The organism is Candidatus Latescibacterota bacterium (genome assembly GCA_019038625.1).
Lineage (GTDB): Bacteria > Krumholzibacteriota > Krumholzibacteriia > Krumholzibacteriales > Krumholzibacteriaceae > JAGLYV01.
Window position 1 is genome coordinate 1 of the sequence record JAHOYU010000057.1, and the last position, 25,891, is coordinate 25,891.

A 25,891-nucleotide genomic window follows, 5' to 3' on the forward strand; every position below is an offset into this window, starting at 1 on the left:
CCGCTACAGCGTGTACAATAACCCGGCAGATTTGACGAGTTATACGCACGGCACGAAGCTGAAGCTGCATACGGACGGCAATATCTGTCTTGATGCTGATGACGACCTTGACGTAGTAACCGCTATGGTTGTGCAGAACGATGGTCAGTCCATCGTCGTGCTTCTTGCGTAAATAAAAAGGAGAATGTTATGGACTTTGGACTACGTACAGCTAGCCGCACGGTAGACGAGATTGCGGAAGGAAAAGACGCTCTTAGAGAGGCTTTTCTAAAGTTTAAGTCTGTAGGTCAGATAATGGCTGACACCCAGTTCCAGCTGGAAGCAGCTGAGTTGGTTCGCCAACTGTCTGAAGAGCAGTTTAACCTTACAGATCCGACTCCGTTGTTTGCTGAGCGTCGTTCCGCCCAATTGGGTGACACGATCGAGCTAGAAGAGACTGTAAACACTATGAAAGCGGTGCGTAGGCACCCTGCTTCGCATCCGTTGGCCTTCACGCCAACCAAGCGCAAGTATCCTATTAACACCATGCAGTATGACCTGCCTTTCGCGATGGATCTGGAAAAGATTCTTCGTCGTCAGCTGGATCCGGCAGTCTATGTCGATCACGCTGCTGAAGCGCTTAGCAGGCTCTACGTCGAGACGACTCTGTCGGCCATCGACGCATCTGCAACTGGTAATGACCACTACGGCCGCGCCCAGCGTGGTTCGGTAGCAACAGCTGTTGACCAGAACACCTTGGACGCCGTTCTACGGTCCCTCGGTGATGTTAACAGTGATGTGTTCATCGCCGGTCGTTACTACACCCTATTCCCTCTTCTTGGGTTCACAGGCTTTGCCGATGCGGCTCTTGAAGAGATTCGTCGTACTGGGATGATTGGTACGTACAAGGGAGCTCGTGTGATCGTGCTTAGGGACGATTTCAACTGGTTCTATAATGCTGCCAGCATCGCCGATGATAAGATCTATCTCGGTGGTACGAAGAAGGGTACACTGCTTTATGAGCGTGACGTGAGTGCGCTCCAGTATCAGAGCATCGACACTGAAAAAGCATGGTTGAAGAGCGGATTCCGCGTTGACTTTAGCGTGAATGTGCTTCAGCCTTGGAAATACAGGGTCATCGAGATTACCTAAACTGTTGAGGTACAATGACTTACAACGCTGTTGATATAGCATGGGCAGCGGGATTTTTTGAGGGTGAGGGCTGCTTCTCGTCTACGGGCGGGAAGCGGCCAGCCCCAGACGCTTCGGTTTGCGGTACGGATAAGGAAACTATTGACAAGTTTCATCAGATTATGGGTTTTGGAACTTTGACAGTTGCAGATAAATCGAAGTACGGCTGGAAAACAATGTACACCTGGCATGCTCATGGGTTTGAGAAGTTTCAAGCAACAGTAGCGATACTTTGGCCACATTTGAGTCCTAGAAGGAAAAAGCGTATTCAAGAATTAATGGCGGATGTAAAGCAATACTGGCTTGGTGGGGATGGACGCAGAGGCAGATACAAGAGAACGCCGAAGCAGTTGCGGAGTGATCGTAAGACATGTCCTCAATGCGGGCTCACAAAGAACAAGAAAAACTTTGGTAAAAACAAAGCCGAAAAAGACGGTTACAAGTGTTATTGTAAAGATTGTCGTAAAGTCGGCGGAAAGTAGTACACACGAATTATTTCGGGGAGGTAGTATGACTAACAAGACTAAAGCGCAGCTTACAACAGAACTTGACGAGCTACGTGAGCAATTGAACAAGCAGACGCAGGCGGCAGCAGCAGGTTTTATGTCTGCGCAAGTCGGAACAAAGATGGTTCCGATCAAGAACTATGGCGGCACAGTTGTATCAGTAGTGTTTGATGTCTTAGGCACTGAACGTGCGGTACTGCTAGAGCCCGACGGTTTGAAGAGTGTAGGATCTATACCACTAGACCGTTGGATGGACCTAGAACGCGGCAGCAAGTTGGTTGAGTTGGGATACATTGCACGTACAGATGTTCCGACCGACAACCCAAATGTAATTGAAGATATTGATCGGTTCATCGCCGAGCTACCAGAGGACCAAGTGGTCGAGAGAGTGACACAGATCGCTAATGCGAATGTACTATACAAGCTCAACGACCCACTAGGGATACGCGATGATCTATCAGGCAAAGAGATGCTCTTGCTTTCAACAGTACGAGACAGAATTTTCGAACTGACTGAGGTGCGGGTAGTTTCTAGAGACCCGATGGGAGACTAAATTGACTCTTGCTGTGATTTTTAAGATTATTAAGCAGAAGATTGGTCAGTCTTTAGCTGAGATAGACGGAGAACAGCAGGAAATGCTCAACTCCTTCTTGATTCATTACATAGAGACAGCCAATTCCTTGTTGGCAGCGTACGGCATAACAACTGGTGTTACCGTAGATACGGATGCTGTATCGTTGAGTGCTGACCCAGCGGACGCAATAGGACTTCTGCTAGCCTATCAATGTGCATCTAGTTTGATTGCAGACGATCTGGTGAATCGTTTGAAGAACGGTGAATTAGGTATTTCCTTCAAGACCGGCGCAAGCGAAATAACTACCAATCAAGCTGCAATCACACTTAAAGCATCGGCTCATAGGATCAACAGAGATTACGAGACGTTGTTAGTTGCATATCTGTCAGGCGATCCGAACTCCGTGATCGAACGGTTTCAATAATGATACAAACTTCTGGTGCGCTTGGCCTACATAGGAAGCATACGAAAGACCTGATTAGGCATTCGGGCCAAGAAGTTCTGATTAGATTGCCGGTCGATCGCGTGAGTGAGGGAGTGAATCCCTTGTTCGGCGATTTTGACAGAGAAACAGATTCAACTGGAGAGACACGAGGCCCGTTTAGATGTCTATGGTACGACGCTCTCAGCGCTAGAAGCATGAGTTCTACCGGCACGGGATTCGAACAAACAGTCCAGGGGTTGTCCGGCGAGTACCGTGATGCAACAGCGTTTGCTGAGTTTTGGCTAGACGATGTCTTAGTCGATCTCACCGACGCTAGTGGTGAAACATGGCTCGATCTCGCTAAAGAGATGGTTAATGGTAATAAACGTTTTCAACTTCTAGGCAACGTACGTTTAGGATTAGCCACAACGACTCCTTATATCTTGATGGTGGTTTTGAAGGGGGGCGTGGGTTATGCTGAGTAGAGAGACCAATGAGGAAACGCTGACTGAGGAGTTGGCACAGAAGAAAGTTCAGTCTCTGATTAAAGGGTGGATGGAGAACTTAGAGAGTCTCCCCGGCTGGAGGAATATGCCTCCGATGATTATCCACAAAGTACGTCGCGCAGTTGTCAGAGTGTCGTGGGGAGCCTACAGGATAGGTCTACTTACTAGATACAACGGAGAAGGAAACTAGTCGACATGACGACACAGATCACGGACTTGAACATTACGACGTCAGCAGCACAGTTCCTGGCGGAGAAGTTTACAGACGCGGGCTGGCTGGTATACTGGCAGGCAACAGGAGTTTCGTCGGGCACGGCCACTGTGGGAGAAGTAACACTTGTTCCAGAGTTTCCGGCAGAACCCAATTTTCTGGTGGCGCCAAAGAGTCCGATTCAGGCACGTACAGCACAAGATGTGATCATTCCAGCGTTTGCTGTAACGCTTGTGAAAGAACCGAAAGAAGAGGTCCGCGCAGGGTTAGGCGAAGATTTGTTTAAGCAACGCGCGATGCTCTTGGTGGATGGGTTTGCATCAGACAAAGCTGAGCACTTTAGCTTTGCTACGTTGTTCAGAACTTGGTTTAGAGAGGGGTTTTCTCTTCCTATACTGGATTTTGAGAATTACCCAACGAACCCACCACTCGTAGATTCAGGTAATGCCGATGTCTGGTTTGAGAATCGGGAGTTACATACGGCAGAGCTGGTCGATGTTCCACATCATGCTCGATACTATCTGAACATGGAAATTGATCTAGTATTTTTTGACTAATTGAGGCAGGAGGAAGAATAATATGGCCTTCCAAATTCAGGCTAAAGACTCAGTACTAGCATTTGGGCCTTTCGCCACTATTAACGCAGTTCAGAACCTGAATCTGGATCCGACGTTCAACGAGGAAAACTTCTCTGAATTAGGGAATGTTAACTATACTGCAACGTCACGGATGCCCGAGACTTCGGGTTCTTTCGAAGTTACCAGCACAGGGTCGATCGCTTCGATCTTGGCAAGGATGCTCTACAGTTACACGACTCAGGAATACGCGTATACGGCAGGAACTAATAACAACTACACGATTACTGAAGCGGATTTCGAAAATTGTATCTTTGACGTAATCAACCTCAAGGCACCTGGTACTACCTTTGACGAGGCAGTCCTGGTTCCTAATGCACAGCTGACCGGAATGACGCTTCGTCTAGATGCGACTGGGGTCGGCAGCGAGACGTTCTCGTTTGAGGCCGACTTGCAAGAATCCCTAGCAACACCGTATCACGACTTAGTAACGGTTCCGCTGGATGCATCCTCCACTGATGGAACGACAGCAACTATCCCAACAGCGTTTAATACGATCGACTCAGGTACACATGCGATCGTGTACGTGTTCGTCGATAACCAAAAGTATGATGACACAGTAGCTGACTGGACCTCTGATGACACGGTTACATTAGTAGGCTCAGCAATGTCTGATGCTGCTCCGTTTGAGCGTGTCTCAGCCGTACTGGCTAAGCGTACTCCAGGCACTATGCCGACAATTACATATCCCACGGATGCTCGTTTTGTTAAGGGTGATCGCGCCGATATCTGGTTGATCAACAGCGGTACTGTGGGTGTAGATGGTTTGACTGACTCCAACAGACTGTTACGTTGCCAATCGGTGGATATTTCTATTGACTTGTCACGGGACAAGCTGTCTGAGATCCGTCGTAATAACGACCTCAGCACGACTTACTTCCGAGGACTCAACTACCCACTAGACATCACAGTGAATGTCAGTATTTTGGAAACAGGCCTGGCTCAGTACGCAGCTCTGCAGAATAAGACACTAGATTCAGCGGCATCAATGGTTGGAGATGTGACTATCGACACCAACAACGTGATGAATCTGGTAGACTTTGATCCGGCATTGGACTTGTACGTCAAGTACTACAAGACCGGCAACGATAACCCGCTTTGCACAGTAACTATGACAACTCTCGGCATCACAGCATTCAGTGAGCGTCAGGTTGTTCAGGGCCGTGGAGAACGGACTTTGAGCTTTATCGGGTCTAACATTACTATTGATGGGGATGATCTCTAATCCTCACTGAGCCGAAATGAGATAAGGTCGCCTTTTGGCGGCCTTTTCTTTTTCCTATAATGTACCTACAGAAGGACTTACTATAAGGGACAATGTCCCACAACGGAACCAACCTAATACAGGGGAACACTATTATGGACGAGCAAGAGATCCAAGAAGTTACCGAAGATAGCCAAATCCTAGAAGAAACCGTGCTAAATGAGCGTTTAGTGACTCATCCCCAATGGGGAGAGGTTCGTCTTAGCATGCCCACCCTCAAGACTCAGCGAAAAATAGACGCTATCTCTCGATCTCGCAAGAAGATGCTGTTGAACTCGTTTGACGAGATTCCAGGCTCTGACGGTGAGACTGTTCGCATGCCTGCACACCCGTCTCACGAGACGCTCAGAAAGCAATATCTTGAGGCAGGCTGGTGGACAGAGGAGCGTGAGCAGGAGATGGATGAGGCATCAGACTTTCACGTCGACAAGCTAGCATATTTGGAATCACTAGGCTTCGAGTCGGAAGAAGAATGCGATACAGTTGCTGACAAGGCACGTGTGCAACTGTTCAAGATCTTCGAAGCCGAAGAGGAAGGGGTCTCAGACGAGCTAGAAGCTGCCCTGGCGATCGTAACTGATGTAGGAGTGCGATATGACGTGGAGGCCGAAACCGAGGTTAGAGCGGCCGCACCTTCTACTGAAGTAGACGACATCCTACAGGAGTTGAGCATGCAGCGCGAAATGTATCATGCCTATGTTGAACTGATTGAGGCCTATAACGCCTTACTGGCAATACAGTCTGAACATACCTCACTATTTATGGACTCCTGGCAAGAGCAGCTCAAGTACTACATTCGTCTAGCGCAGGTTCATTATTGCATAGAGCGTGTAGAGACAGGCGAGAGTCTGTGGCCCTCTGTCGAGGCAATGGAATTAGAGGAAGACTCTGAGCTTATCGGCTGGGCATTCAACGAGTTGAGTGCGTACTGGCAGGGCTTGACCGACGAGTCTCGAGAACGGATGAAGAAGTATGATTTTATCTACGGACGGAGCGGAAGACCCGAATCTTCAGACGACTCGCCCGATCTCCAAGAGTCCAAAACAGATGGCGAGCCTGCGGCAAGCGAGTTGATCTCTTCTACAGAGGATTCGGATACGACGGAGACTTCACCGAAAACCACATAGAATTTGCTAACTGGATCAGCTTGTATGCATGGGCGCTTTCTGATGTGATGCCTGAGGATCGTGCAACTCCAGAACAGATCAACAGCGATAAGCAATTCGATGACTGGATGGAGAGCTACGAACGGAAAATGCAACAAATGGTTTCGCAGAACAAGAAGGTACGACATCAACAAGACTTGAGCAGGGGCGCCAATGGCTAAGAAGAAGACCGGCATCTGGATAAATAGGCGCTCCTCGTTCAAAAATCGCTATGAAGCTCGTGAATATTTCTTCGGTAAGTTTGCTAAGCAGTTAGGGATGAAGAAAGAGACTCTCGAAAATATAGGCTCGCTCAAACCTGTAGAGATAAGCTATGACGTGATCTTCGTAAACAGAGAAGAGGGTGGGTTAGAAGGCGCGAAGGCTTACATCAAAGCCTGGCAGATCGCCAGAAGTATTCTTGACGGTTCCCATCCTAATATCCTTCGGGATATATTAAGACTGGCCTTCTATGCTGGTGCTGTAATGGAGCCCAATGAGGGAATCCATACCAAATGGATGGAAGGAAATTTCAAACAAGACACTGTCAAGCAAGCCAATGAGCATAGCAAGTCTCATCTAAACACCGTGACACGTGGTGTTACATTAGGGCAGATCGGACGAGAGATCGGCGCCGAAATGACAAAGCCATCACATGTCCTGGTAAAAGGTCATACAGTATTTTTTCGACCCCTGACATGGTTTGCTCGTAGGCGAGCGTTTCAAATTCCAGGCACCAAGTCCAAGTTCAATAGTGCATTTTTGCTGATCGAGTTTGGTAGTGGTGAACGTGCGGACCCAGCATTTCAGCGTCCCTACGTCGGCCCTAAAACCACACCCTATAAAGTTCCAGACTCCGCCCGCTGGGTAAGTCATCCAGTAGTTGCTGACAATATGCGCAAATATCTGGACTGGGCCAGGCGAACCAGACAAAGACCAGAACAGTACCACAGCGCTCCCGAACTACAGCAGCGCAGAGAGCTGGCATTCGCTAATGCCGCACATGAAGGCCGTAAACCACAAGAAGTGTTTTTCGGTAAGGGACGCAATGATATAGATACGCAACGCGTGCGAGTTGCTGCCATCTATCGAGTATTTCTAGAGCTCCTTGGTAAACAGGTATTCAAAAAACTCACTACGGACGAGCAAGAGTTTATTGGTGAGGATATGTTTGTATTAACGATGGGCGATGAAGGTTTGATGTCCGTTAAGAAATCGCTGGACCTAAGGTTATCATTATAGCTGAGGATTGACAATGGCTAAAAAAGGCAATGTAGACGCTCAAGTTAGAGTAAAAATAAAGATAGACGACAAGCAAGCTGCCGTTCTGCAGCACCTTACCGGTGAGTCGAAAAAAGGCGGTAAAAAAGGCAGAGCAGCAGACGAAAAAATCAAACTGATGTTTAGTGGTGACGCAAAAGAAGTCAACACTATGATTGATAGCGTCTTTAATGGTCTTACCAAGATAGAATTACAAGCTATAAAATCAGCAGCCGCAGTCAAAACCGTTAATGTTGAGCAAAATAAAGTCATAAAGACTCCTAACGCCAGTGCCTCCGGTGGATTACAACCACGGAATCGCAGTCAAAGACGAGCTTATGGCGGTCCACTAAGGACAATGAGGGGCGAAGAACGAGCTATTCAAGCCCAAGAGGCGATGAATCGTAATCTTGCACAGCTTCACAAAAAGCTGTCCGCAGACAAGGCGGGCGGTGGGACAGGAACTATCTCTGATAGGGAGTTCGCCCAACAGGTAGGTGCTCTTCCAAGAGACATCGGTAAAGCTCTTTCTTCTAAGACACTGAAGGGCTACGGCTCAAGTGGAGATTACCTCCCCCCAGCAGCTAGAACACCGTCTTCGGGATTTTCAAAGCAGGCAAAAGCAATCTCGGCGATGACCGGCAATATAACGGTTGCTGATGTAGAGAAGATTTTATCTGCTACAACAGCTGCAGCTAGAGGCACCCTAGAGTCCGCTGGTGATAAGCATTTCAAAGACCTGAAGGGCAAAAAGAAAGCGCGTGGATACCAGAGTACTCCGGAAACAGAACAGCTCTTTGATGACGTACTAGCTCCAGGGAAAACAAAATTTCAGCGTAATGCGCGAATCCTAGCAAACAGACGACTGCAGGCAGGCGGCCGATCTCGTACAGATGCACCTGGCTTAGACGCCACCCGTGCTAGGATAGAACAGACTAAGGATGCTGCCCTATCGAGGGCGGAGGCAAAGCATGCTAAAGAAGTAGCGGCTATCGACCGAACCGACAAGAAGCGGGCCGATAGAGAAGAAGACGCAGCAAACAAGAGATTCAGCAAAGATAGAGAGCGTATTGAATCTAGAGCAGACGTAGCGAAGAGGGCAGCAGAGCGCAAGAGAATAACCAGTACCGGAGACACACGTCGTCCGTACAGTACGTCGGACGAGATAATCTCTGGTCGTCCCATATCTGCACGTGCTTGGGACATGATGCATGCTGGAGTAGTTCCCTCAACTGGACCTATTTCCGACAAACTGCTACAAGACCCTAGTTCTATTCGCGCCCGAGCAAAACGCAAGAAGGCGTACAAAGAAGTAGCAGAAGATCGGGCCGAACAAGATGCACGCAAAGCAGGACTTAGACCTGTCGCTCAAGAGAAACTAGCGTCGGAGAAGAAGATCAGTGCGGCCGAGCAGAAGAAGATCGACGCTGCTGAAGCTAAAAAATTCCGAGCTGAACGACGTGCGCGCGATGCACGAATAAAAGAAAACGCAGATCTCATACGCCGTGATCCTGCGGCACCTGGTGGTGTGTTTACGCCTACTCAAATTCCTGGTCAACCGGCTGAGCCTTCAGTACCTCTCTCCTATGCGGACCGTGTAGCAGCTCGTAGGAAAGCTAGAGAGGCTACGGCCGATCTGCCAGAGCGTCCAGATCCTAGAATAGCTAACAAGAAAGCTGGCCTTGAGAAGGCTGCGGCTACCCGTGCTGCTAAGAAAGAGCGACAGGCTATTATTAACCAACGGGCGGAAGATGCAGCAGACGACTCGTATATATCTCAGACTTCCACCAAAAAAGAAGCCGACAGTATTCTATCTAGAAGGCGCAAGGCTATAGAGACTGAAGCACGTTCGCTTAACCACGCGTTACGTAAAGAAACTGCAGCAGCGAAGAGAGCAGGTACAGCACTCCCTAGCCCAACTGCCACTATCAAAGAAGAGATCGCACGCAGAGAAGCCAAAGCTGGTTTTGCTACCACAAAGCCCGGACTTGCGGTTGAGTCTGCACTAGAAACTGAGAGGGATGAGAAACAGCTTAAGGCCGAAAAGAAAGCGGCTGCAGCACAATCAAAAGCAGAGAAGAGACGGGCAGCTCAGAACAGGCAGAAGCTAGCCAGGAGAAAGCACGTTAGTCGTCTGAAGAGCCAAGGTGGATTCTTAGATTTCGGCGCATCCACTGGTGGTCCTTCTATGTTTGAGAGTGTAGCCCGATTTTTCGGAAAACGTCCCCCAGATCCCGTACCATCACACAGGACGCTATCGCCCACAGAGGCGAAGCGTGTAATTTCGGGTACTCGCGACCCACTGACAGGAGCGTTGTCGGACGACGACAGAGATCGACCTACGTATAAACGACGTGAGGAAGCAGCAGAGGCCGCGAAGAAAGAGAAGCGTCGTCACCAACAGCGTCAACGTAGGGCTGACGCGGGGGAGGCCAAAGCCGAAGCCGCTGCTATGAAGGCCAAGCGAGCTAGCACAAAAGTAAAGACACAAACAGCTAAGGGAGCGTCCACAGAGATAATAAGTCGAGCTCAAGCAGCTGCAGATGCTGCTAAAGTAGAAGCTGATTGGACTGCTAAACGAGCAAAATCTTTACGTGCATTAGCCAAAGACGGTAAGATGGGTGCCGACGCAGCCGTAGCAAGTACCAAAGCGGCAGCTAAACAGACCAAGGCTACCGCCGCTACGCGCGCGATCACCGAAAAGATTCCAGGAAGACTCAAGAGCGAGGCTGGGTTCATAGACCCAGGTCGTGCGCGTGACGTATTAGGCAGAGCGAGAGCGCGCCTAAGTGAGATAGCACAGCCTGCTATAGCTGCAGGTAGCAGACTAGTTGAAGATGTCAAGGCCAGGAAACAAGCAAAAGCAGCAGGAAAGGAAGAAACCAAGAAGTTTATGGGCGGCAAAGAGACTCGATCTCAGTTCGCTCCAGGTGATCCTACTAAGTCACGTGGGTTCGGTACAGCAGTTCGTACTATTGCCCAGTACGCAGGAGCTTCGACCATAATTTATGGCGTTTCTTCAGCGTTTAGAGACGCATTCTCTTCAGCACTGAAATTCGAAGATGCCCTTACTCGTGTTCAAGGTGTGTTACCTACTCGTTCTTTCGCCGAACGTGTACAGCTTAAGGGTGAAGTAATAAATATCGCACGACAATACTCTGTGGATCTTCTACAAGTAGCGGAGTCAGCGAAGATTTTCGCTCAGCAAGGTTTGTCTGCATCGAAAGTAGTTGAAGAGCTGGGAGCCACGATGCTTGCAGTGCAGGGTATCGGACTGCAAACCCAACAGGCACGTGAAATGCTCACTGCTGTGCGGAATATCACAGAAGAACAGATGAGCAGTTATGAAGTACTGGACAGAATCAGCAAGATCGAACAGAGTCGAGCAGTTGATGCTTCCTCTCTAGCTGATGCACTCAAGCAAGCCGGCCCGATGGCCACGCAACTTGCAGGTAATTTCCAGGGCTCTGTTACAGCACTAGATGTGGTACTCGGCACAACGACACAGATTGTTGAACAGACACGTGTAAGTGGACGGCAAGCTGCTACCAGCATGCGGTTCATTCTTGCACGTCTAGGTCGTCCTCAGGTTCTAAAGCAACTAGAGCAAATCGGACAAGTCAAGCTGGGAACAAAAGAGTCTGGTGGTAAGCAGTTACGACCACTGGTCGAAATCATGCACGAACTTGCTGATGCCTACGAGCGTATCAAAGAGACAAGAGGTAGTGCGTCAGCTACACGGTTCTTGGTGGCTCTAGCAGGAGCTCGTCAGATTAACCCTGCTGCTGTGATCTTGGGTAGTGTATCCGAGGCAATGGAAACTGCACGTCTCGGTGCTTATGCATACGGCGATGCTCAAGAACGATTGAATCTACAACAGACAACGTTTGTTGCTACATCACAGCGTCTGAAGACGGAGATGCGTACGTTCGGCGTCGAGATGTTAGAGACTTCGGGATATGGCATACTTCTCAAAGGCACGATGGATGGGCTAACTAACGTGTTCCAGGTTTTTGGAGATCATGCTACGCTTAAACTAGTTACCGTATTGGGAGCTGTTTTAGGTTTGACCAAAGGGTTCGCTGCTTTACACGGTGCTATGAAATCTGTAGTTGCACTTCAGATAGGTCTTCAAGCTACAAAGGCTTTAGGTGCAGGGGCTACCGAGGCCGCCCTTATCGCAAAACGAGCCGAAGGCTTTGGTTATGTAGGAATGTCTGCTGCAGAAGGTGAGCGTCGGTACGGTAAGAAAGCGGCCAGACTTGCCTCCAGAGGCAAGGTGCGCGGAGCAGGTCGCCTTGGAGTCGGCCTGGCCAGCAGTGCTGCATGGTCGGGTGGTACTATTATTCCTATAGTCATCGCGGCTGTAGCTGCCATCGCCACAGCAGCGTTTATCGCTAAAACTGTTTCGGACGCCGGTAAAGGCGGTCCGCTTGCTATAGATTACTTAAAGCAAGGAGACCTTGATCCAAGCCAGATGCCTCGTTTGACAGCGTTTCGTGAAACTGCGGACGCGATAGGCATAGGTGTTACCCAACTGATGGCTGCCGTAGAGCACGCTTCTGCAGCAACTGGAGACGCGGCTAGGGCAGGCTTGCGTGATACAGATCTAGAGGCAGCAGCAAGAAAGCAGTTCAATAGAGCTGTTCGCGAAGATGGTGACTTTAGAACAGATCCGTTCTATGATACACAACAAGCTGAGGAAGCTAGCAAACGATCGCGTACTCGATTACGTCTACACGACCTAGGGATTACTTCCGGTGCAGATAGAACAACCTTAGCTACTCAAGCGTACGAGGACGCTAGGGCGCTTACCTCGGCGCGATCAGAGGCAATTCAAGATCGACGAGACCTGCCTTTAGTAGATAATATAACTGCGCTTCAGGCTTCAGGCACGACCAGGACTACTGGATTGGCATCCTTCGTCACTTCTATGGGAGAGATACTAGACGACGACGCCCTTCCTAGATTCACTGCGCATTTAGCGGAAGGCACTGATGGTCTATCTGATTTAGAAGCTGAGGCTGTAAAGGCTGAACGAGCATTGACGATGTTAGCGCAAGGTGCATACGTTTCATCTAGTATCTCTGCTAACGCCCTAGAAAAGACACGTGATGCGTACAGGAACTTGGGTGCGAGTATTCGGGATGCAGCGATGGCTGCAGACCAGGGCGATTTGTTTAAGTCTAAGTGGTTTAGAGCAGATTTTGCGCCAGATGCTCAGGCTATCGCTTATGGGGCTGCTGTCGGTCCGAATCGCCGTGACGACAGAAGCGGAGGACAGTACATACGTGCCAGGACCTTAATACGAGAGTCGTTCCCTGGTGCAGAGGGAATACCAGATCTAGTGGCAGAGACGCTGCTTGGTAGTTCAGACGTCCTTACGCAGGCAGCTCTGAAGAAATCCCCCAACTGGACCGAGTACTTTAAGAATGTTAGTGACGAGTATCTGAAAGCCGTACAAGATCCAACAAGACGCGCAGCGATAGTGAGTGCAACTGCTGATGCGTTTGGTAACGCTCTAGAGACCAAAAACGCTGGCTTACTTGATATAGGTATCAGCGCAGACAATCCGTTCGCTGGATATTTGGAAGCAATGAACACGATTCTTCCTGAAAGTTTCAAAGAGCTCGAAACACGATTGATAGCGGAGTTAACCGGTGGCGATGTAACTGTAGGCAGAGCAAAAGAGCTGGAAGCAGCAATCGCAATTCTAGGTGAAGGTACTGCTGTAGACATGGGTACCTTAGCTCAGGCCCTTACTCAAATCAAGAACCCTCTAGACGAGTTTATTAGAGATTTCTTCGTAGCTGAACAACGTCTTGTGAATACAGCGACTGCAGCCGATGCGTTGGGATTCTCGTTCAACCTGGCAGCAAGTAGTTTGAAGAATTTTGAAACTTACGGTACCAAGCTCCACAGTCTTAAGCTCGACACGACAGCACGAGTACTGTCGGATGTTCTGAAGCTAGAGAACACTGCAGGCCTAGTAGGAGGTTTAGGGAACTTGCAGCAGATGGAGGCTCTTGGTTCGGAAGGACTCGGATCGGCGCTTTACGCTGGCCTAAATGAAGATGTTCTTACTCAAAGCGCCAGTGGAATGAAACGCATCCAAGGCATGCGAACTGAGATTCAGGCACTCAATAATATCTTAGGATCATTCGAAAGCAGAGACATGCTGGCGAGTTTTGATGTTTCTAAGCATCCAGAAGCAGCACGATCTATTAACGAGTTGCGTGGTTTCTATGATGACTTGGCACGAGCAGCTGATGAAATTTCTGGAAGCGACTCGTTTGAAGGTCAAGCAGAAAATCTAGCAACATTAGTCCTGGATTTCCCTAAATTAATGCGCCTGTGGCCGATCTTGACACAAGCGAAACGCGACGAGGTTCTAGAGAACGAGCGCCTGGTGATAACATACAAGCGTGCCGCAACTGCTGCAAACGCCGCAGCTCAGTCCGAGAAAAATAGATGGGGAACTAGAATTTCCTCACAGTTAGAGCAACACACCAAGTACATTACACAGGTTGAGCGTTTGGCTCCTACACTAACGTCTATCAACCAGACCAAGACTGTAGAACTGGATCTGGCAAATGCTATTTACAACACAGAGTTGAATAGAATTGAGAACATGCGTGGGGCGGTAGGGTACACAGAGATGATGGCTATTCAAGCAGAACGTACAGCGAAAACGATGCTTATCAGTGCGCGTCAAGCTGCTACGTTGCGTAGAGAAGAAGCTGCGTTTGCGGCACGGCAGGCAGAGACCGCACGCCAGATACTAGAGATAGAAGGCGCCAGAATTCGAACCATCACTTCTGGTATCACCACACAAATTACTATGCGACAGCGCCTAGTTGCAATGGAGAAAACAATTACTGATGCGCAGCTTCAGAGCTCTGAAGCTCTGCAAAACCAATACATGCCTACTGCGCTTAAATTAGAGGCAGTGATGGAACGTATCGCTGGGACACGTACTGCAGAACAGCGCGTTGCACAACGTACGTATGCTTTAGAGCTGTCACGTATTCGACAGATGGAGCTGTTTACACCTGATTATGAAGAGGACACAGCTCGCAAAGAACGAGAAGCCGCAAACAATAAACTCCAGGTAGACTTACAGTCCGCTATGGTTAAGAGCAACGAAGCCTCTATTGTTGCTGAAATCCAGAGCCGTGAACAGCAAATCTCTGAGATAGTTAGCGCGCGCGTTAATAATACTACGGCACGACTTGCGGGGCTAAAAGAAGTACTTTCGAACTACGAAACACTAAGCAACAGTCCGGAACGTATTTTTGAAGCTGCAGGTAAAGCCTTCCTGTCACGACAGGTAGATCTATTGTTTGAGGGTCTATTCAATTCGAAGGCAGGTTTGCTAAAAGGTCTAGGCGAAGCGCTGGGTGCAGTAGGAGAACGTTACAAGCCTATCACCAATGCACACGTCGAAGGTGCTATGCAAGGTGCCGTGCTGTTGCGCCAAGCTATCATTGATGGCGCACAAACTGCAGGCGCAGCAACCAAATACTCTTTTAGCAAGTCTGATACAAAGTCAGGTCTAGTAGGCGCCAAAGAAGACGGCAGGCCGCCGATCTTCCAGCTACGTACGGCAATCGAAAAAGTCAGTGCCCCTGAAACGCTAGCGGCTGTAGCAGGAGCAGCAACGGCAGCAACAATAGCTGTACGCGATACTTCCCCTGAGGCTATCACCGCACACCTAGGTGCTTTGATGAACGAGCGTCCGGTGCAGACGACTATGGCTATGCAAAGAGGCTCTGCATTAGGCACAGGTTCTCTTCTACGACAAGAAGTGCTGGATCTAGAAAGGCAACGAGCTGCTAGTACGCATTTTCCAGGAGGCGCGGACGCTATTGCTAATATAGTAAACAGTCTGCCGCCAGAACAACAAGCTGACTTCGTCCGTGGATCTCGTCATCAGGCCACTGCTCCGCAAACGACCACTAGAAGATCTGCGACCTACAATCCACGGGTTCGTCGGATTGCGGGTGCGGCTTTGAGTCCAGACGCACGTTTAGAGCAGAACTGGACTGCCGCCCTAAGACCGTGGGAGCTAGATACACCGTCAGCACAATCTTCCGGAATGACTCCTGAAGAACGGAAGGCAGTATTTAAGAAGCAACAACTAGAGCAAATCGCACAAAGCGCCGGAACACTGGTAGGAACTGTTGGTGGTTCTGCGTTGGGGGGAGGCAACCAGGGTGCTCAGATAGGCTCACAGATAGGCTCAATGGCAGGCACCGCTATAGGTACTTCCTTAGGTGGACCAATAGGCGGCGCAATAGGTTCAGCATTGGGAGGTCTAGCCGGCGGATTGTTCGGAGGTATTTTCGGGGGTGACGACAAACCTTTCCAAGCTCTAGAAGCTATCAAACGTAGTTCAGCTGAGCAGGTCAAGCTACTAGAGAACACTAATGCGTTGTTGAATCCGAATAACGTGTCATTCAACATGCCTACCAACTTCGCACTACCCGGCTACTCACCAACCGGATACGGCAGCGGCTTGATAACAGGCGATATCACTGTTAACTTTACAGCTCCGGTAGATGATCCGATTGCGGTCGGTCGTGAAATTGCGAGTAGTTTGACGGCCGAGCTCTCAAATCAAGTTAATACGTCGGGAGTTTACGTATCTCGAGGCTAGATATAGACTTATATATAGGGAGTATCGACATGAGGAGCCAGTATGAGTTATTGGGAGGCCGTTCCAGTAGGTACTTGGCGGGTTGCAGACACAGTGGATGCCATTAACGCCTTGCGTGATCCCGAGAGTAGGTATATCTTGAGGGAGAAGCGTACGCATGTGGTTATTTACGGACCGCCCAATAAGGCTTTGATTGTGGACTTGTCATGTTTGAACTGTGAGCAACTATCCGAATTTTTGGGGGGTTGACAAACGGTTCCGAATGTGTTATATTATAGTATGACAGAGCAATGTGTTGTAATTAAGTGGGGACGAAAGATACGCGTAGAGCGGCGTGTTTGTGAACGGACAAAATGCAGCAAAGAATTTTGGGCTCCGGTTTACAATCTGAAGAAAGGTCAGGGACGTTATTGCTGCAGATCTTGCGCTAACTCAGTAAAGATGACTCTTCTTAATCAGAGCAGGACGGGAGCGAAGAATCCGAACTGGCGGGGCGGCGTATCAGGCAAGGCAATAATATACAAGAGGCGAAGTGTTGCCAAGTACCCGGAGCGCGAAGAAGCACGAAAACAAGTAGCAAAAGCACTGTACAGAAAAGAACTAATTCAACAGGACTGCGTGTTCTGTGGTGAAACGAATACCGAAGCACATCATTGGGACTATAAACAACCACTAAAAGTCACTTGGTTGTGCCGAAAACACCACGTATATGCTGATAAAGTTAGAAGAGTACGTGAGTTATTTAGTCATTTGTGGAAAACTTGATCCGAGGTAGCTCAGCGGTCAGAGCAGGTGCCTGTTAAGTACTTGGTCGAGGGTTCGAATCCCTCTCTCGGAGCTTCAGAGTTGACAAATGGCAGTTTAGGTGTTATATTGTAGATACGCGGCTGTGCCCGAGAGGCCCAAGGGTGGTGTCTGCAAAACACTAATTCGTAGGTTCGAATCCTACCAGTCGCTTAGTGCCCTGTGGTGTAAATGGTAACACGCCTGTCTTTGGAGCAGGATAGTCTAGGTTCGAATCCTAGTGGGGCAGTTCAGGTAGCAGCCAGATGTTCTAACAAGGAGGAGTTATGGGTTGGTTTATTTTTGGAGCAGTTGTGGCAGTAATGATAGCGTTTGTAGTTTGGAAGGAAATTGGATTCAAAAAGTCTAGTGGTGCAGGCCCGAGCGGTGGCGGTGGTGTAGCTGGCGGCGGAAAAGATCGGCCGAACTAAGTAGTATTGGGTTGCTAGCTCAATTTTGGCAGAGCACCCGCCTCTTAAGCGGAAGGTTGTGGGATCGTGGCCCACGCAACCCATGAGGGTCTTTAATGTTAGTGGCAGCATATCTGTCTTTTAAACAGAATGGCTGGGTTCGACTCCCAGAAGACCCATATGAATATAGAAAAGTTGCACTCTAAAGCAAAAGGCAATGTCGGCGAAGCGGCTGTAACTAAGTGGCTACTCGAACGTGGTTATGCCGTGTTTACAGAGTTGGGGGATTTATCTAGAATTGATCTAATTGCCGAGCGAGAAGGAAGGCTTTATAAAATTCAGGTCAAAGCAGCTAGAACTAGAGACGGCATTGTAAACTTAGAGAGAAGGAAACGAGGCCCTAGTTATCGTTTTGTTTATAATGCAGAAGATGTAGATTGGTTTGGAGTGTATGTCTACGATTTAGACGTAGTTTTGTGGGTAAAATCTGAAGAACTATGTAGTCATAAGGCCAGCATGCATATAAGGTTTGTACCACCGAGAAACGGAGTAAAGACTGGTTTTCATATGCATACGGATTACATACGAGACAGTTTGTAACGTAGCGGGGTAGAGCAGTCTGGTCAGCTCGCGAGGTTCATAACCTCGAGGTCGCAGGTTCAAATCCTGCCTCCGCCATATGACAGAGTAGCTTAACGGCAGAGCATCGGTTTCATAAGCCGAAAGATGGTGGTTCAAATCCACTCTCTGTTATTGTAAGAGAGGCAGACTTCGGTTCAAATCCGAATACAGCGTGCGCAACCGTTAAGGTGCTGTATAGTTCAGTTGGCCTAGAACGGCCTCGCGTGGTGATTGTAGCTCAATGGCAGAGCATTCGGTTGTGGTCCGAAGGACGCCAGTTCGACTCTGGTCAGTCACCCTAACAAAGGAGAAACCTGTGGATTGGTGGCACAAGTTAGAAGAGATTTGGTTCGGAACGATACCAGCTAAATGGCATATGCAGTCTACTTGGATAGGTCACGGACTTATTACAGCTCTGTGTGTACTGGTGGCTTCTATTTTCCAGGCACCTGAGTTTGGATACATCTTCGGCGTTGGTGGTTACGCTTTCAAAGAAGGTAACGAAATTTTTGAAAAGGGCTGGGGCAACAAGATAGATCATCTAGGTGATTTTCTAGGTCCGGTTGTTATCGGTGGATTGTTCTTGCTTCTTACGCAATTGTGGTGTTAACGGCAACATGTCTGACTTCCAATCAGAAGCTGTGGGTTCGACTCCCACCAGTTGCATTCCGGAGGCGTAGATGCGCAGATTAAAGATATTGTTTTTGCTAGCAGCTTTGGTGTTTGTAACATCAGCTCAGCAGTCATGTCCTGTACCAGGACCAGCTAGAGCAGCTTCTACTGATTCAATTGCACCTAATCCACCTAGTGACATGTTGTTGAGGCCGGAATCTGCGACTTCCTTGTATCTAGCGTGGGGATATAGAGACTCTACTGCCATTGATAACGTCGGAGTAACACGGTTCTATGTATATCGTGATGGGTACATGCTACGTACTGTTTTTGCGTTGTCTACGATAGATAGTTTGTTATCACCAGATACGGAGTATTCGTATTTTGTTCGAGCGGCCGATGCAGCAGGCAATGTTAGCAAGCCGTCTGTTACTGTATTTTTTTCAACACCAAGTAGTAATTAAGTCCCCATAGCCTAACGGATAAGGCAGCGGTCTTCTAAATCGCGGATCTGGGTTCAATTCCTAGTGGGGATGTACGTGCAAGGATGTTGTGTTTGCGGCTATAGCTCAGTTGGTAGAGCACCGGCTTGCCAAGTCGAAGGTCGCGGGTTCGAATCCCGCTAGTCGCTCTTAAGGTGGATAGGTCGGATATTGGTTTGGCCGCACCAGTCTGTAAAACTGGTCCTGTAATGGGCGTTTGGGGTTCGATTCCCTGATCCACCATATGACAAAATTCTTTGTACGAGCCGGCCTATGGTCAGGTAAAGTGTTGTTGAAATTCAAACCAACAAGGTGGTTAACTATGGCTTTCTTAGCTGCATTAATTAGTCGTATTCCTCAGTATCTAGCTAACTGGTTGTATCCTCGTGTTTTACAGAACATGATGAACGGCTTCTTTGCGGGCGCAGTGCTTAATGTACATGATGTCGGCAATGACCTGGTTATGCTTGGTACCAGCGATCCTTCAACTCTCGCTACAGACGGCCCAGAATATGCCGCTCTGCAGATTGTGTTGGTCACACTCGAAGAGATGAATGTTGAACTGACACAGGCAGAGATTGGACCTTTGTCGATCGCTTTAGGTCAGAAGATTCTTGCGGATCCTAACTACGTGTACGACGCAGACGGTCGTCCCGTACTGCCTGTTGTGGTTGTGTAATTTGGGCCAGTGAGTGTAGGTTCGCCTTACTCGACAAGGACTGGTCTGCTGTGCCCGCTGATACGTCCCCGACGGGTACGTTAAATTCAAATATCGGGGCCCGTGGCCCCATCGTCTAGTGGCCGAGGACATCAGGTTCTCAACCTGAAAACAGGGGTTCGATTCCCCTTGGGGCTATCAAAAGTCACCCCTTGACAAACGGGCGACAATGTGTTATATTATAAGAGTCACAATTTGTCTTAAAGGCCCCCGCTGAGCCTACTTAATCAGCGTGTTTGGGGTTGTAGCTTAACTGGTAGAGTGCCGTCCTGTCAAGGCGGAAAGTGAGGGTTCGAATCCCTTCAGCCCCGTAGTTGTCTGTGCAGTTATTAAAGTGACGATGCTATCCGGATCTCGTGGTTTTGATAACTAGAAATGCGACTCCTCTCTCCGGATCGGATGCAAGAGTGTCGGATCGCACCGACCGCAGACAACATGCCCTTGTAGCTCAGTGGACAGAGCGCTGGTCTTCGGAACCAGGCGGCGCGGGTTCGACTCCTGCCAAGGGTGTATGTCCTCGTGGTCCAGCGGATAAGACGTCGGCCTGCGGAGCCGAAGAGCGTAGGTTCGAATCCTACCGAGGACGTCAGGTACTGTACCTTAATACAGGGGGTAGTATGAAAGCTCTAGTGCTGAGCGGCGGCGAAGGAACACGTCTTAGACCTATTACGCATACTGGTGCAAAGCAATTAGTCCCAGTAGCGAATAAGCCTATTTTGTTTTATGTGATAGAAAACATAGTCGATGCAGGTATTACAGATATAGGAATTGTCGTGTCTCCTGAGAAGGAGTTGACAATTCGTACGGCCGTAGAGGCTGTTAATTTTGATGCTAAGTTCACTTGGATAGTACAAGAACATCCAGGCGGGTTGGCTCATGCTGTGAAGATTTCCCAAAAGTTCCTTGGGGAGTCTTCTTTTGTTATGTACTTAGGGGACAACCTGTTGCAGAGTGGTATCAGCCATATGGTAGAGGCCTTTCAAGATCCACACAACAAAGCACAAGCTGCTATCCTGCTTAAAGAGGTCGATAATCCAGAGTCTTTCGGCGTGGCATTGCTTGGTCCTGATGGTAAGGTTGTACTGTTGGAAGAAAAACCAAAGAAACCGCAATCCAATCTGGCCTTGGTTGGTGTGTACTTGTTCAAATCCTACATTCATGACATTATTGACGAACTAAAACCTTCGGCGAGAGGTGAACTGGAAATTACGGACGCTATTCAGCAACTGATCACGGAGGGAGCTGTTGTTGAAAGTAGTACCTTGCATGGATGGTGGCTGGATACAGGCAAAAAAGAGGACCTGTTAACGGCTAACTTGATTGTCCTGGATGACAGAGCGAAGTTGGATCTTCAAGGAACGTGGATCTCTTCTGTAGCTCATGGACGAGTGGCGGTGGCCAAAACAGCTCGCGTAGTAAATTCTGTTCTGTACGGCCCATGTGTGGTAGGAGAAGGGGCCGTGATAGATGGTTGTGTTATTAGACCTTACACCAGTGTAGGTGAGCGGTGTTACCTGCGAAATGTTCACATCCAAAATACAGTACTTATGGGAGACAACACCTTACGAGACGTGCGTGATTTGGATGCTAGTTTGTTCGCTAAAGGTGTGTCGCTGATCGGTTCAGGTACGGCGGTCAAAGTGCGGGCGTCGTTAGGAGAGGATTCGGAGGTGGAATTGTTATGAGAACATGGCTAGTTACAGGAGCGGCGGGATTCATAGGTTCGAACTTCTTGTGGCGTGTTATACAGCGTAACGTGGCAGAGGGTGATTTTGATGCGAAGGTGGTGCTGTTGGATTCGCTAACCTATGCAGGGCACGAGTCTACATTCGAAGAGCAGGCCAAGGTGCTGGGCAAGGGACACTTTGTGTTCTGTAAGGGGGACATCTGTGATGCCGGTCTAGTGGCGAACCTCATGCAGACACATAACGTTTCGTCTGTGGTGAACTTTGCGGCCGAGTCTCACGTTGATCGCTCAATTTTAGGCGCTGCACCGTTCGTACAGACAAACGTAGTAGGAACGTCAGTACTGTTGGGCTGCTTCCTAGAACACCTAGACAAAGGAGTAGATGCGGAGGACCCCAGATTCCTGCAGATCTCTACTGATGAAGTGTATGGTTCATTGGATTCGTTTGATCCGCCGTTTACGGAAACAACGCTGTTACACCCTAACAGTCCATACTCGGCTAGTAAGGTAGGAGCTGATATGCTGGTCTCGGCTTTCCACGAGACACATGGACTGCCAACACTGATTACAAGATGTTCTAATAACTACGGTCCGTACCAGATGCCGGAGAAATTGATTCCTCTGATTATCGCTAAGATACACGCAGATGAGCAAATTCCTGTGTACGGAGATGGTATGAATGTCCGTGACTGGATCCACGTGGCTGATCATACTGAAGCGCTTATGAGAGTGATGGAACGAGGACGTGTAGGTGAGGTGTACAACATAGGTGCCGAACAAGAAAGTACAAATCTAGAGATAGTTCGTGCGTTGTTGCAGTTAGCCGACAAACCTGACAGCTTAATCGAGTTCGTCGAGGATCGTAAGGGGCATGATTTTCGATATGCGATCGACAACACTAAGATCCGACAGGACACCGGCTGGAGACCTCGTACCGCTATCATGGCCGGTCTAGAAGAGACATACATGTGGTATGTTAACAACCCCATGTGGTGGCGCCCACTGCTCAAGCAGGCTGCTCTATGAAAGTAATCATTCTAGGAGCGGGCGGTATGTTGGGAACTCAGCTGGTTGCTGAGCTGTATGGGAGTGAGGGCATAGAATTGAAAGCCTATCCTAGGGAGCTCTTAGATATTAGAGAAGAACACGCAGTATCACTCCTGGTAAAAGATTGCGACGTTGTGATTAACGCTACTGCGTATACAGATGTGGATGGGTGTGAGGATGAGATGCCGCAAGCATTCGAAATCAACGGCTGGGCATTACGGACTCTTGGACGTATTACAGAGGACCGAGGAATACGGGTGATCCACTACAGTACAGATTTTGTGTTCGATGGCAAGAGAATGGCTGCCCCCTGGAATGAGCAGTCTGTACCGGACCCAGTGAATGCCTATGGTTCCTCTAAGCTGTTAGGAGAACAGGAGTTACAGGACTCCAACCCAAACCATCTTATCATTCGTACTCAAGGATTGTTTGGGTTCGCTGGACAGAATTTCATTGGGACAATGGTACGTCGCGCATTACAAGAGCAGCATACTCAAGTAGTGACTGATCAGATCGGCAAGGTTACAGATGTGCAGGATCTCGCAATCTTTACTGCTAGTATGCTGGCACAGCCACACAGAACTGGGTTGTTGCATTTTGCAAATTCAGGAGTATGCTCGAAATACGACGTAGCACATTCAGTGTTCAATGCCGCTGGAAAAGGAGAATACTTACAGGCGTGTCTTACAGAAGATTTTCCTACTCGAGCCGTTAGACCTGCTTGGTCGCCTTTGTCTTCGGTGTTCAGAATGCCGGAGCCGCTGTATGTGATTAAGAGTGGACGGGAACGTGTACTGGAGTACGTAGAAACTTGCCTATTAGAAGGAGGATTATCAGATGAGCCTAACTGATATTAGTGGAGTGTATGTGAATCAGCTTCCGGTGACTGCAGATGATAGAGGTAGCCTGATGGAGATTTTCAGGACAGACGAATTGCCTGAGCTGTACCCACCTATGGCTTATCTGTCGGTTACGCTGCCCAATCGTTCACGCGGGCCTCACGAGCATGTAAGTCAGACAGATATTTTTGTATTCCTCGGTCCTGCTGACGTATTGCTATGGGACAACAGGCCTGACAGTGAAACGTACGGGATGCATAGAATATTGCTTGACACAGCGCCAGGTACTCAAGTAATAGTCCCACCTGGAGTGGTCCATGCTTACCGGAACCGTGGCCCCGACTCCGTGATGATTGCGAATGCTCCGACGTCCTTGTATGCAGGTTACGGTCGTAACGAGGATGTCGATGAAATTCGACACGAGGACGACGAAGACTCTCCTTTCAGTTTTGGATCAAGTCATGAGTAGACCGTTACGCATAGGCGTCACCGTTGTCAACATGGATTGTGGAGATGCTGCTAGTGAGGCAATGGAGTATCTAGTGAACAACACATCCGAAGACGCTTTTGTGTTTCTAACGGATAACGGTAGCATCGAACCGCCAGAAGATCATCCTGACTACCCGACGCTTAGGTTGCCTGTAAATGATGGGGTAACTGGTGTTTGGTATAAGATGAAGGATTACCTAGCGGAGAATAAAGTAGATGTGCTGGTGTGTTGCCATGCCGATTTTTTCATCTTAGATAAGGATTGGGATAGGGTGGTAAGTGACGCGTTTACACGAGATGAAAAGTTGATTCTAGCTAGCTTCGTCGGCTCCAGAGGAGTAGGGTCCAACGGAGGACGGTCACATGGGCTTTATTTAGGTTTTGTAGGAAACCAGTATCGTACAGGTAATGGATCACCATTCAGTGTGCATGGGTCTAAGACTGAAGGTATTATACCGGCTGCGTGTTTTGATCATTGTGTTATGATCTACAAAGTAGCAGAATTTGATTTGCTACGCACGTTCTTTCCTGACCCGCCGCCGATTCATTTTGAGGATAGAATTTTACCAGCTGCAGCCAATTACTACGGCTATCATTGTGCTGTACTAGACGTAAACTGCGATCATACCTCCGGCGCTAAAGGAACACAAGTAGGGATGGAAAATTACTATACCCTAGCAAAACGTTGGTTAGATGAGCGCGGAATCGAGCATCCAGCAGACGGTAATTATGATAGAACTCTTTACTTGATAGCGGAACATAGGTTCTTGGATGAGTGGCGAGATGAAAAACATTTTGTACCCTTCAACGTATTGCCCGACTATCGAGTAGAAACAAAAGGACGAAGACCATGAGACGAGCATTAATCACCGGAATCACTGGAATGGACGGCAGCCATATGGCTGACCTTCTCCTGGAGAAGGGCTATGAAGTCTATGGTATGGAACGCCACCGGAGTTCTGGAAGTGATTACACCAACATTAGTCACATCCTGAACCAGATAACATTGCTGAAAGGTGACCTGGCCGATACTGCCTCTTTGATAAAGGTAGTGGAGCAAGCAGAGCCGGATGAGATATACAACTTCGCTGCTCAGTCCTTTGTTGGGGATAGTTGGCGAATGGCAGAATTTACGAGTAACGTTACAGGTCTTGGTGCACTGCGTCTGTTAGAGGTTATCAATGAGATAGCACCAGGTGCACGATTTGTTCAAGCCTCGACATCGGAGATGTTTGGTAAGCAGGAGGTCGATATCGCTGATGAGTCTACAGTATTTGCGCCCCAGAGTCCTTACGGGATTTCAAAAGTATTCGCTCATCACATGGTTGAAAATTACCGACAAGCGTATGGTTTGTTTGCCTGTGCGTCCATTTGCTTTAATCATGAATCAGAGCGCCGCGGCATTCAGTTCGTCACCCGTAAGATCACACACGGAGTGGCAAACATTTTTACGGGGCGTAAGAGTCATATTATGCTGGGCAATGTATTGCCTAGACGTGACTGGGGGTATGCTCCAGAATATGTTGAAGGCATCTGGCGTATGCTTCAGCAAGAAAGTCCCGACGATTATATATTAGCTACAGGAGAGTCACACTCTGTGGCAGACTTTGTCCGGGCTGCGTTCGCTGTGTTGGGTGTTGAGGATTGGAAACAATATGTCATGCAAGACGAACGTTTCATGCGCCCTGTTGAAGTGAACTATTTGCGCGGCAACGCACAGAAAGCAAAAGCTAACCTAGGCTGGGAGCCTACAACCAAGTTCGACGCGCTGGTCCGTAAGATGGTGGAGAATGATCTAACTTTATGTGATGAGAGGTACCATGCCTAACGCAATTTCTAAACCTAGAGT

At 48.7% G+C, this 25,891-nt stretch carries 20 protein-coding genes and 16 tRNA genes; all 36 read left to right on the forward strand.

What is annotated here, in order from left to right:
* The first annotated feature begins 189 nt into the window (after nt 1-189).
* Complete coding sequence (locus KOO63_03855) at nt 190-1,131, forward strand: hypothetical protein (GenBank protein ID MBU8920974.1); 942 nt, start codon at nt 190-192, stop codon at nt 1,129-1,131.
* Nucleotides 1,132-1,145: 14 nt separating this feature from the next.
* On the forward strand, nt 1,146-1,652 hold the full coding sequence (locus tag KOO63_03860) for a hypothetical protein (protein ID MBU8920975.1): 507 nt from the start codon (nt 1,146-1,148) through the stop codon (nt 1,650-1,652).
* A gap of 28 nt (nt 1,653-1,680) precedes the next feature.
* Complete coding sequence (locus tag KOO63_03865; protein MBU8920976.1) at nt 1,681-2,229, forward strand: hypothetical protein; 549 nt, start codon at nt 1,681-1,683, stop codon at nt 2,227-2,229.
* A gap of 1 nt (nt 2,230) precedes the next feature.
* A complete protein-coding gene (locus KOO63_03870; GenBank protein MBU8920977.1) occupies nt 2,231-2,674 on the forward strand; it encodes a hypothetical protein in 444 nt (147 codons plus the stop codon).
* 474 nt (nt 2,675-3,148) lie between these two features.
* Nucleotides 3,149-3,370, forward strand: a complete 222-nt coding sequence (locus tag KOO63_03875) for a hypothetical protein (protein ID MBU8920978.1) — start codon at nt 3,149-3,151, stop codon at nt 3,368-3,370.
* Between the two features lie 5 nt (nt 3,371-3,375).
* Nucleotides 3,376-3,948 carry a hypothetical protein gene (locus KOO63_03880; protein ID MBU8920979.1) on the forward strand — a complete coding sequence of 191 codons (573 nt, stop codon included), beginning with the start codon at nt 3,376-3,378 and terminating at the stop codon, nt 3,946-3,948.
* 22 nt (nt 3,949-3,970) lie between these two features.
* Complete coding sequence (locus KOO63_03885) at nt 3,971-5,251, forward strand: hypothetical protein (GenBank protein ID MBU8920980.1); 1,281 nt, start codon at nt 3,971-3,973, stop codon at nt 5,249-5,251.
* Between the two features lie 134 nt (nt 5,252-5,385).
* Nucleotides 5,386-6,417: a hypothetical protein gene (locus KOO63_03890; GenBank protein ID MBU8920981.1), complete on the forward strand. Its 1,032-nt coding sequence runs from the start codon at nt 5,386-5,388 to the stop codon at nt 6,415-6,417.
* Between the two features lie 192 nt (nt 6,418-6,609).
* Entirely contained in the window at nt 6,610-7,677 is a 1,068-nt protein-coding gene (locus tag KOO63_03895) for a hypothetical protein (protein MBU8920982.1), read from the forward strand.
* A 13-nt stretch (nt 7,678-7,690) separates the two neighbouring features.
* Complete coding sequence (locus tag KOO63_03900) at nt 7,691-16,354, forward strand: hypothetical protein (GenBank protein MBU8920983.1); 8,664 nt, start codon at nt 7,691-7,693, stop codon at nt 16,352-16,354.
* Nucleotides 16,355-17,119: 765 nt separating this feature from the next.
* Nucleotides 17,120-17,192, forward strand: a tRNA-Asn gene (locus KOO63_03905).
* 45 nt (nt 17,193-17,237) lie between these two features.
* Nucleotides 17,238-17,311: transfer RNA gene (locus tag KOO63_03910), tRNA-Cys, on the forward strand.
* Between the two features lie 3 nt (nt 17,312-17,314).
* A tRNA-Gln gene (locus KOO63_03915) sits at nt 17,315-17,387 on the forward strand.
* A 37-nt stretch (nt 17,388-17,424) separates the two neighbouring features.
* Nucleotides 17,425-17,568 (forward strand): hypothetical protein, encoded by a 144-nt coding sequence (locus KOO63_03920; protein MBU8920984.1) that lies wholly within the window; start codon nt 17,425-17,427, stop codon nt 17,566-17,568.
* Nucleotides 17,569-17,576: 8 nt separating this feature from the next.
* Nucleotides 17,577-17,651, forward strand: a tRNA-Lys gene (locus tag KOO63_03925).
* 3 nt (nt 17,652-17,654) lie between these two features.
* Nucleotides 17,655-17,726 (forward strand) — tRNA-Lys (locus KOO63_03930).
* Between the two features lies 1 nt (nt 17,727).
* On the forward strand, nt 17,728-18,147 hold the full coding sequence (locus tag KOO63_03935; protein ID MBU8920985.1) for a hypothetical protein: 420 nt from the start codon (nt 17,728-17,730) through the stop codon (nt 18,145-18,147).
* A gap of 3 nt (nt 18,148-18,150) precedes the next feature.
* A tRNA-Met gene (locus KOO63_03940) sits at nt 18,151-18,225 on the forward strand.
* Nucleotides 18,226-18,228: 3 nt separating this feature from the next.
* Nucleotides 18,229-18,300 (forward strand) — tRNA-Met (locus KOO63_03945).
* A 95-nt stretch (nt 18,301-18,395) separates the two neighbouring features.
* A tRNA-His gene (locus KOO63_03950) sits at nt 18,396-18,466 on the forward strand.
* A gap of 18 nt (nt 18,467-18,484) precedes the next feature.
* Nucleotides 18,485-18,778 (forward strand): hypothetical protein, encoded by a 294-nt coding sequence (locus KOO63_03955; GenBank protein MBU8920986.1) that lies wholly within the window; start codon nt 18,485-18,487, stop codon nt 18,776-18,778.
* Nucleotides 18,763-18,834 (forward strand) — tRNA-Gly (locus tag KOO63_03960). Before KOO63_03955 ends, KOO63_03960 begins: the two co-directional genes overlap by 16 nt.
* A 410-nt stretch (nt 18,835-19,244) precedes the next feature.
* Nucleotides 19,245-19,316: transfer RNA gene (locus KOO63_03965), tRNA-Arg, on the forward strand.
* A 22-nt stretch (nt 19,317-19,338) separates the two neighbouring features.
* Nucleotides 19,339-19,411: transfer RNA gene (locus tag KOO63_03970), tRNA-Gly, on the forward strand.
* Between the two features lie 5 nt (nt 19,412-19,416).
* Nucleotides 19,417-19,505, forward strand: a tRNA-Tyr gene (locus tag KOO63_03975).
* Between the two features lie 79 nt (nt 19,506-19,584).
* Nucleotides 19,585-19,941: a hypothetical protein gene (locus KOO63_03980; protein ID MBU8920987.1), complete on the forward strand. Its 357-nt coding sequence runs from the start codon at nt 19,585-19,587 to the stop codon at nt 19,939-19,941.
* Between the two features lie 104 nt (nt 19,942-20,045).
* Nucleotides 20,046-20,118, forward strand: a tRNA-Glu gene (locus KOO63_03985).
* Nucleotides 20,119-20,218: 100 nt separating this feature from the next.
* Nucleotides 20,219-20,291, forward strand: a tRNA-Asp gene (locus KOO63_03990).
* A gap of 126 nt (nt 20,292-20,417) precedes the next feature.
* Nucleotides 20,418-20,490: transfer RNA gene (locus tag KOO63_03995), tRNA-Arg, on the forward strand.
* A 3-nt stretch (nt 20,491-20,493) separates the two neighbouring features.
* Nucleotides 20,494-20,566, forward strand: a tRNA-Arg gene (locus KOO63_04000).
* A gap of 31 nt (nt 20,567-20,597) precedes the next feature.
* Nucleotides 20,598-21,665, forward strand: coding sequence for a glucose-1-phosphate thymidylyltransferase (locus KOO63_04005; GenBank protein MBU8920988.1), 1,068 nt, complete (start codon nt 20,598-20,600; stop codon nt 21,663-21,665).
* Nucleotides 21,662-22,693 carry a dTDP-glucose 4,6-dehydratase gene (gene rfbB / locus KOO63_04010; protein ID MBU8920989.1) on the forward strand — a complete coding sequence of 344 codons (1,032 nt, stop codon included), beginning with the start codon at nt 21,662-21,664 and terminating at the stop codon, nt 22,691-22,693. The genes KOO63_04005 and rfbB overlap by 4 nt, the downstream gene beginning before the upstream one ends.
* Complete coding sequence (gene rfbD, locus KOO63_04015) at nt 22,690-23,565, forward strand: dTDP-4-dehydrorhamnose reductase (GenBank protein ID MBU8920990.1); 876 nt, start codon at nt 22,690-22,692, stop codon at nt 23,563-23,565. The genes rfbB and rfbD overlap by 4 nt, the downstream gene beginning before the upstream one ends.
* Nucleotides 23,552-24,022, forward strand: a complete 471-nt coding sequence (locus tag KOO63_04020) for an FdtA/QdtA family cupin domain-containing protein (GenBank protein MBU8920991.1) — start codon at nt 23,552-23,554, stop codon at nt 24,020-24,022. Before rfbD ends, KOO63_04020 begins: the two co-directional genes overlap by 14 nt.
* Entirely contained in the window at nt 24,015-24,896 is an 882-nt protein-coding gene (locus KOO63_04025) for a hypothetical protein (protein MBU8920992.1), read from the forward strand. The genes KOO63_04020 and KOO63_04025 overlap by 8 nt, the downstream gene beginning before the upstream one ends.
* A complete protein-coding gene (locus tag KOO63_04030; GenBank protein ID MBU8920993.1) occupies nt 24,893-25,870 on the forward strand; it encodes a GDP-mannose 4,6-dehydratase in 978 nt (325 codons plus the stop codon). Before KOO63_04025 ends, KOO63_04030 begins: the two co-directional genes overlap by 4 nt.
* Nucleotides 25,871-25,891 lie beyond the last annotated feature (21 nt).

Coding starts and splice junctions, on each gene's coding strand:
- KOO63_03935 (MBU8920985.1), top strand. CDS start 17,728: ATGAATATAGAAAAGTTGCACTCTAAAGCAAAAGGCAATGTCGGCGAA.
- KOO63_04025 (MBU8920992.1), top strand. CDS start 24,015: ATGAGTAGACCGTTACGCATAGGCGTCACCGTTGTCAACATGGATTGT.
- KOO63_03885 (MBU8920980.1), top strand. CDS start 3,971: ATGGCCTTCCAAATTCAGGCTAAAGACTCAGTACTAGCATTTGGGCCT.
- KOO63_03880 (MBU8920979.1), top strand. CDS start 3,376: ATGACGACACAGATCACGGACTTGAACATTACGACGTCAGCAGCACAG.
- rfbD (MBU8920990.1), top strand. CDS start 22,690: ATGAAAGTAATCATTCTAGGAGCGGGCGGTATGTTGGGAACTCAGCTG.
- KOO63_03890 (MBU8920981.1), top strand. CDS start 5,386: ATGGACGAGCAAGAGATCCAAGAAGTTACCGAAGATAGCCAAATCCTA.
- KOO63_03855 (MBU8920974.1), top strand. CDS start 190: ATGGACTTTGGACTACGTACAGCTAGCCGCACGGTAGACGAGATTGCG.
- KOO63_03920 (MBU8920984.1), top strand. CDS start 17,425: ATGGGTTGGTTTATTTTTGGAGCAGTTGTGGCAGTAATGATAGCGTTT.
- KOO63_03875 (MBU8920978.1), top strand. CDS start 3,149: ATGCTGAGTAGAGAGACCAATGAGGAAACGCTGACTGAGGAGTTGGCA.
- KOO63_04020 (MBU8920991.1), top strand. CDS start 23,552: ATGAGCCTAACTGATATTAGTGGAGTGTATGTGAATCAGCTTCCGGTG.
- KOO63_04005 (MBU8920988.1), top strand. CDS start 20,598: ATGAAAGCTCTAGTGCTGAGCGGCGGCGAAGGAACACGTCTTAGACCT.
- KOO63_03895 (MBU8920982.1), top strand. CDS start 6,610: ATGGCTAAGAAGAAGACCGGCATCTGGATAAATAGGCGCTCCTCGTTC.
- KOO63_03865 (MBU8920976.1), top strand. CDS start 1,681: ATGACTAACAAGACTAAAGCGCAGCTTACAACAGAACTTGACGAGCTA.
- KOO63_03980 (MBU8920987.1), top strand. CDS start 19,585: ATGGCTTTCTTAGCTGCATTAATTAGTCGTATTCCTCAGTATCTAGCT.
- KOO63_03860 (MBU8920975.1), top strand. CDS start 1,146: ATGACTTACAACGCTGTTGATATAGCATGGGCAGCGGGATTTTTTGAG.
- KOO63_04030 (MBU8920993.1), top strand. CDS start 24,893: ATGAGACGAGCATTAATCACCGGAATCACTGGAATGGACGGCAGCCAT.
- rfbB (MBU8920989.1), top strand. CDS start 21,662: ATGAGAACATGGCTAGTTACAGGAGCGGCGGGATTCATAGGTTCGAAC.
- KOO63_03900 (MBU8920983.1), top strand. CDS start 7,691: ATGGCTAAAAAAGGCAATGTAGACGCTCAAGTTAGAGTAAAAATAAAG.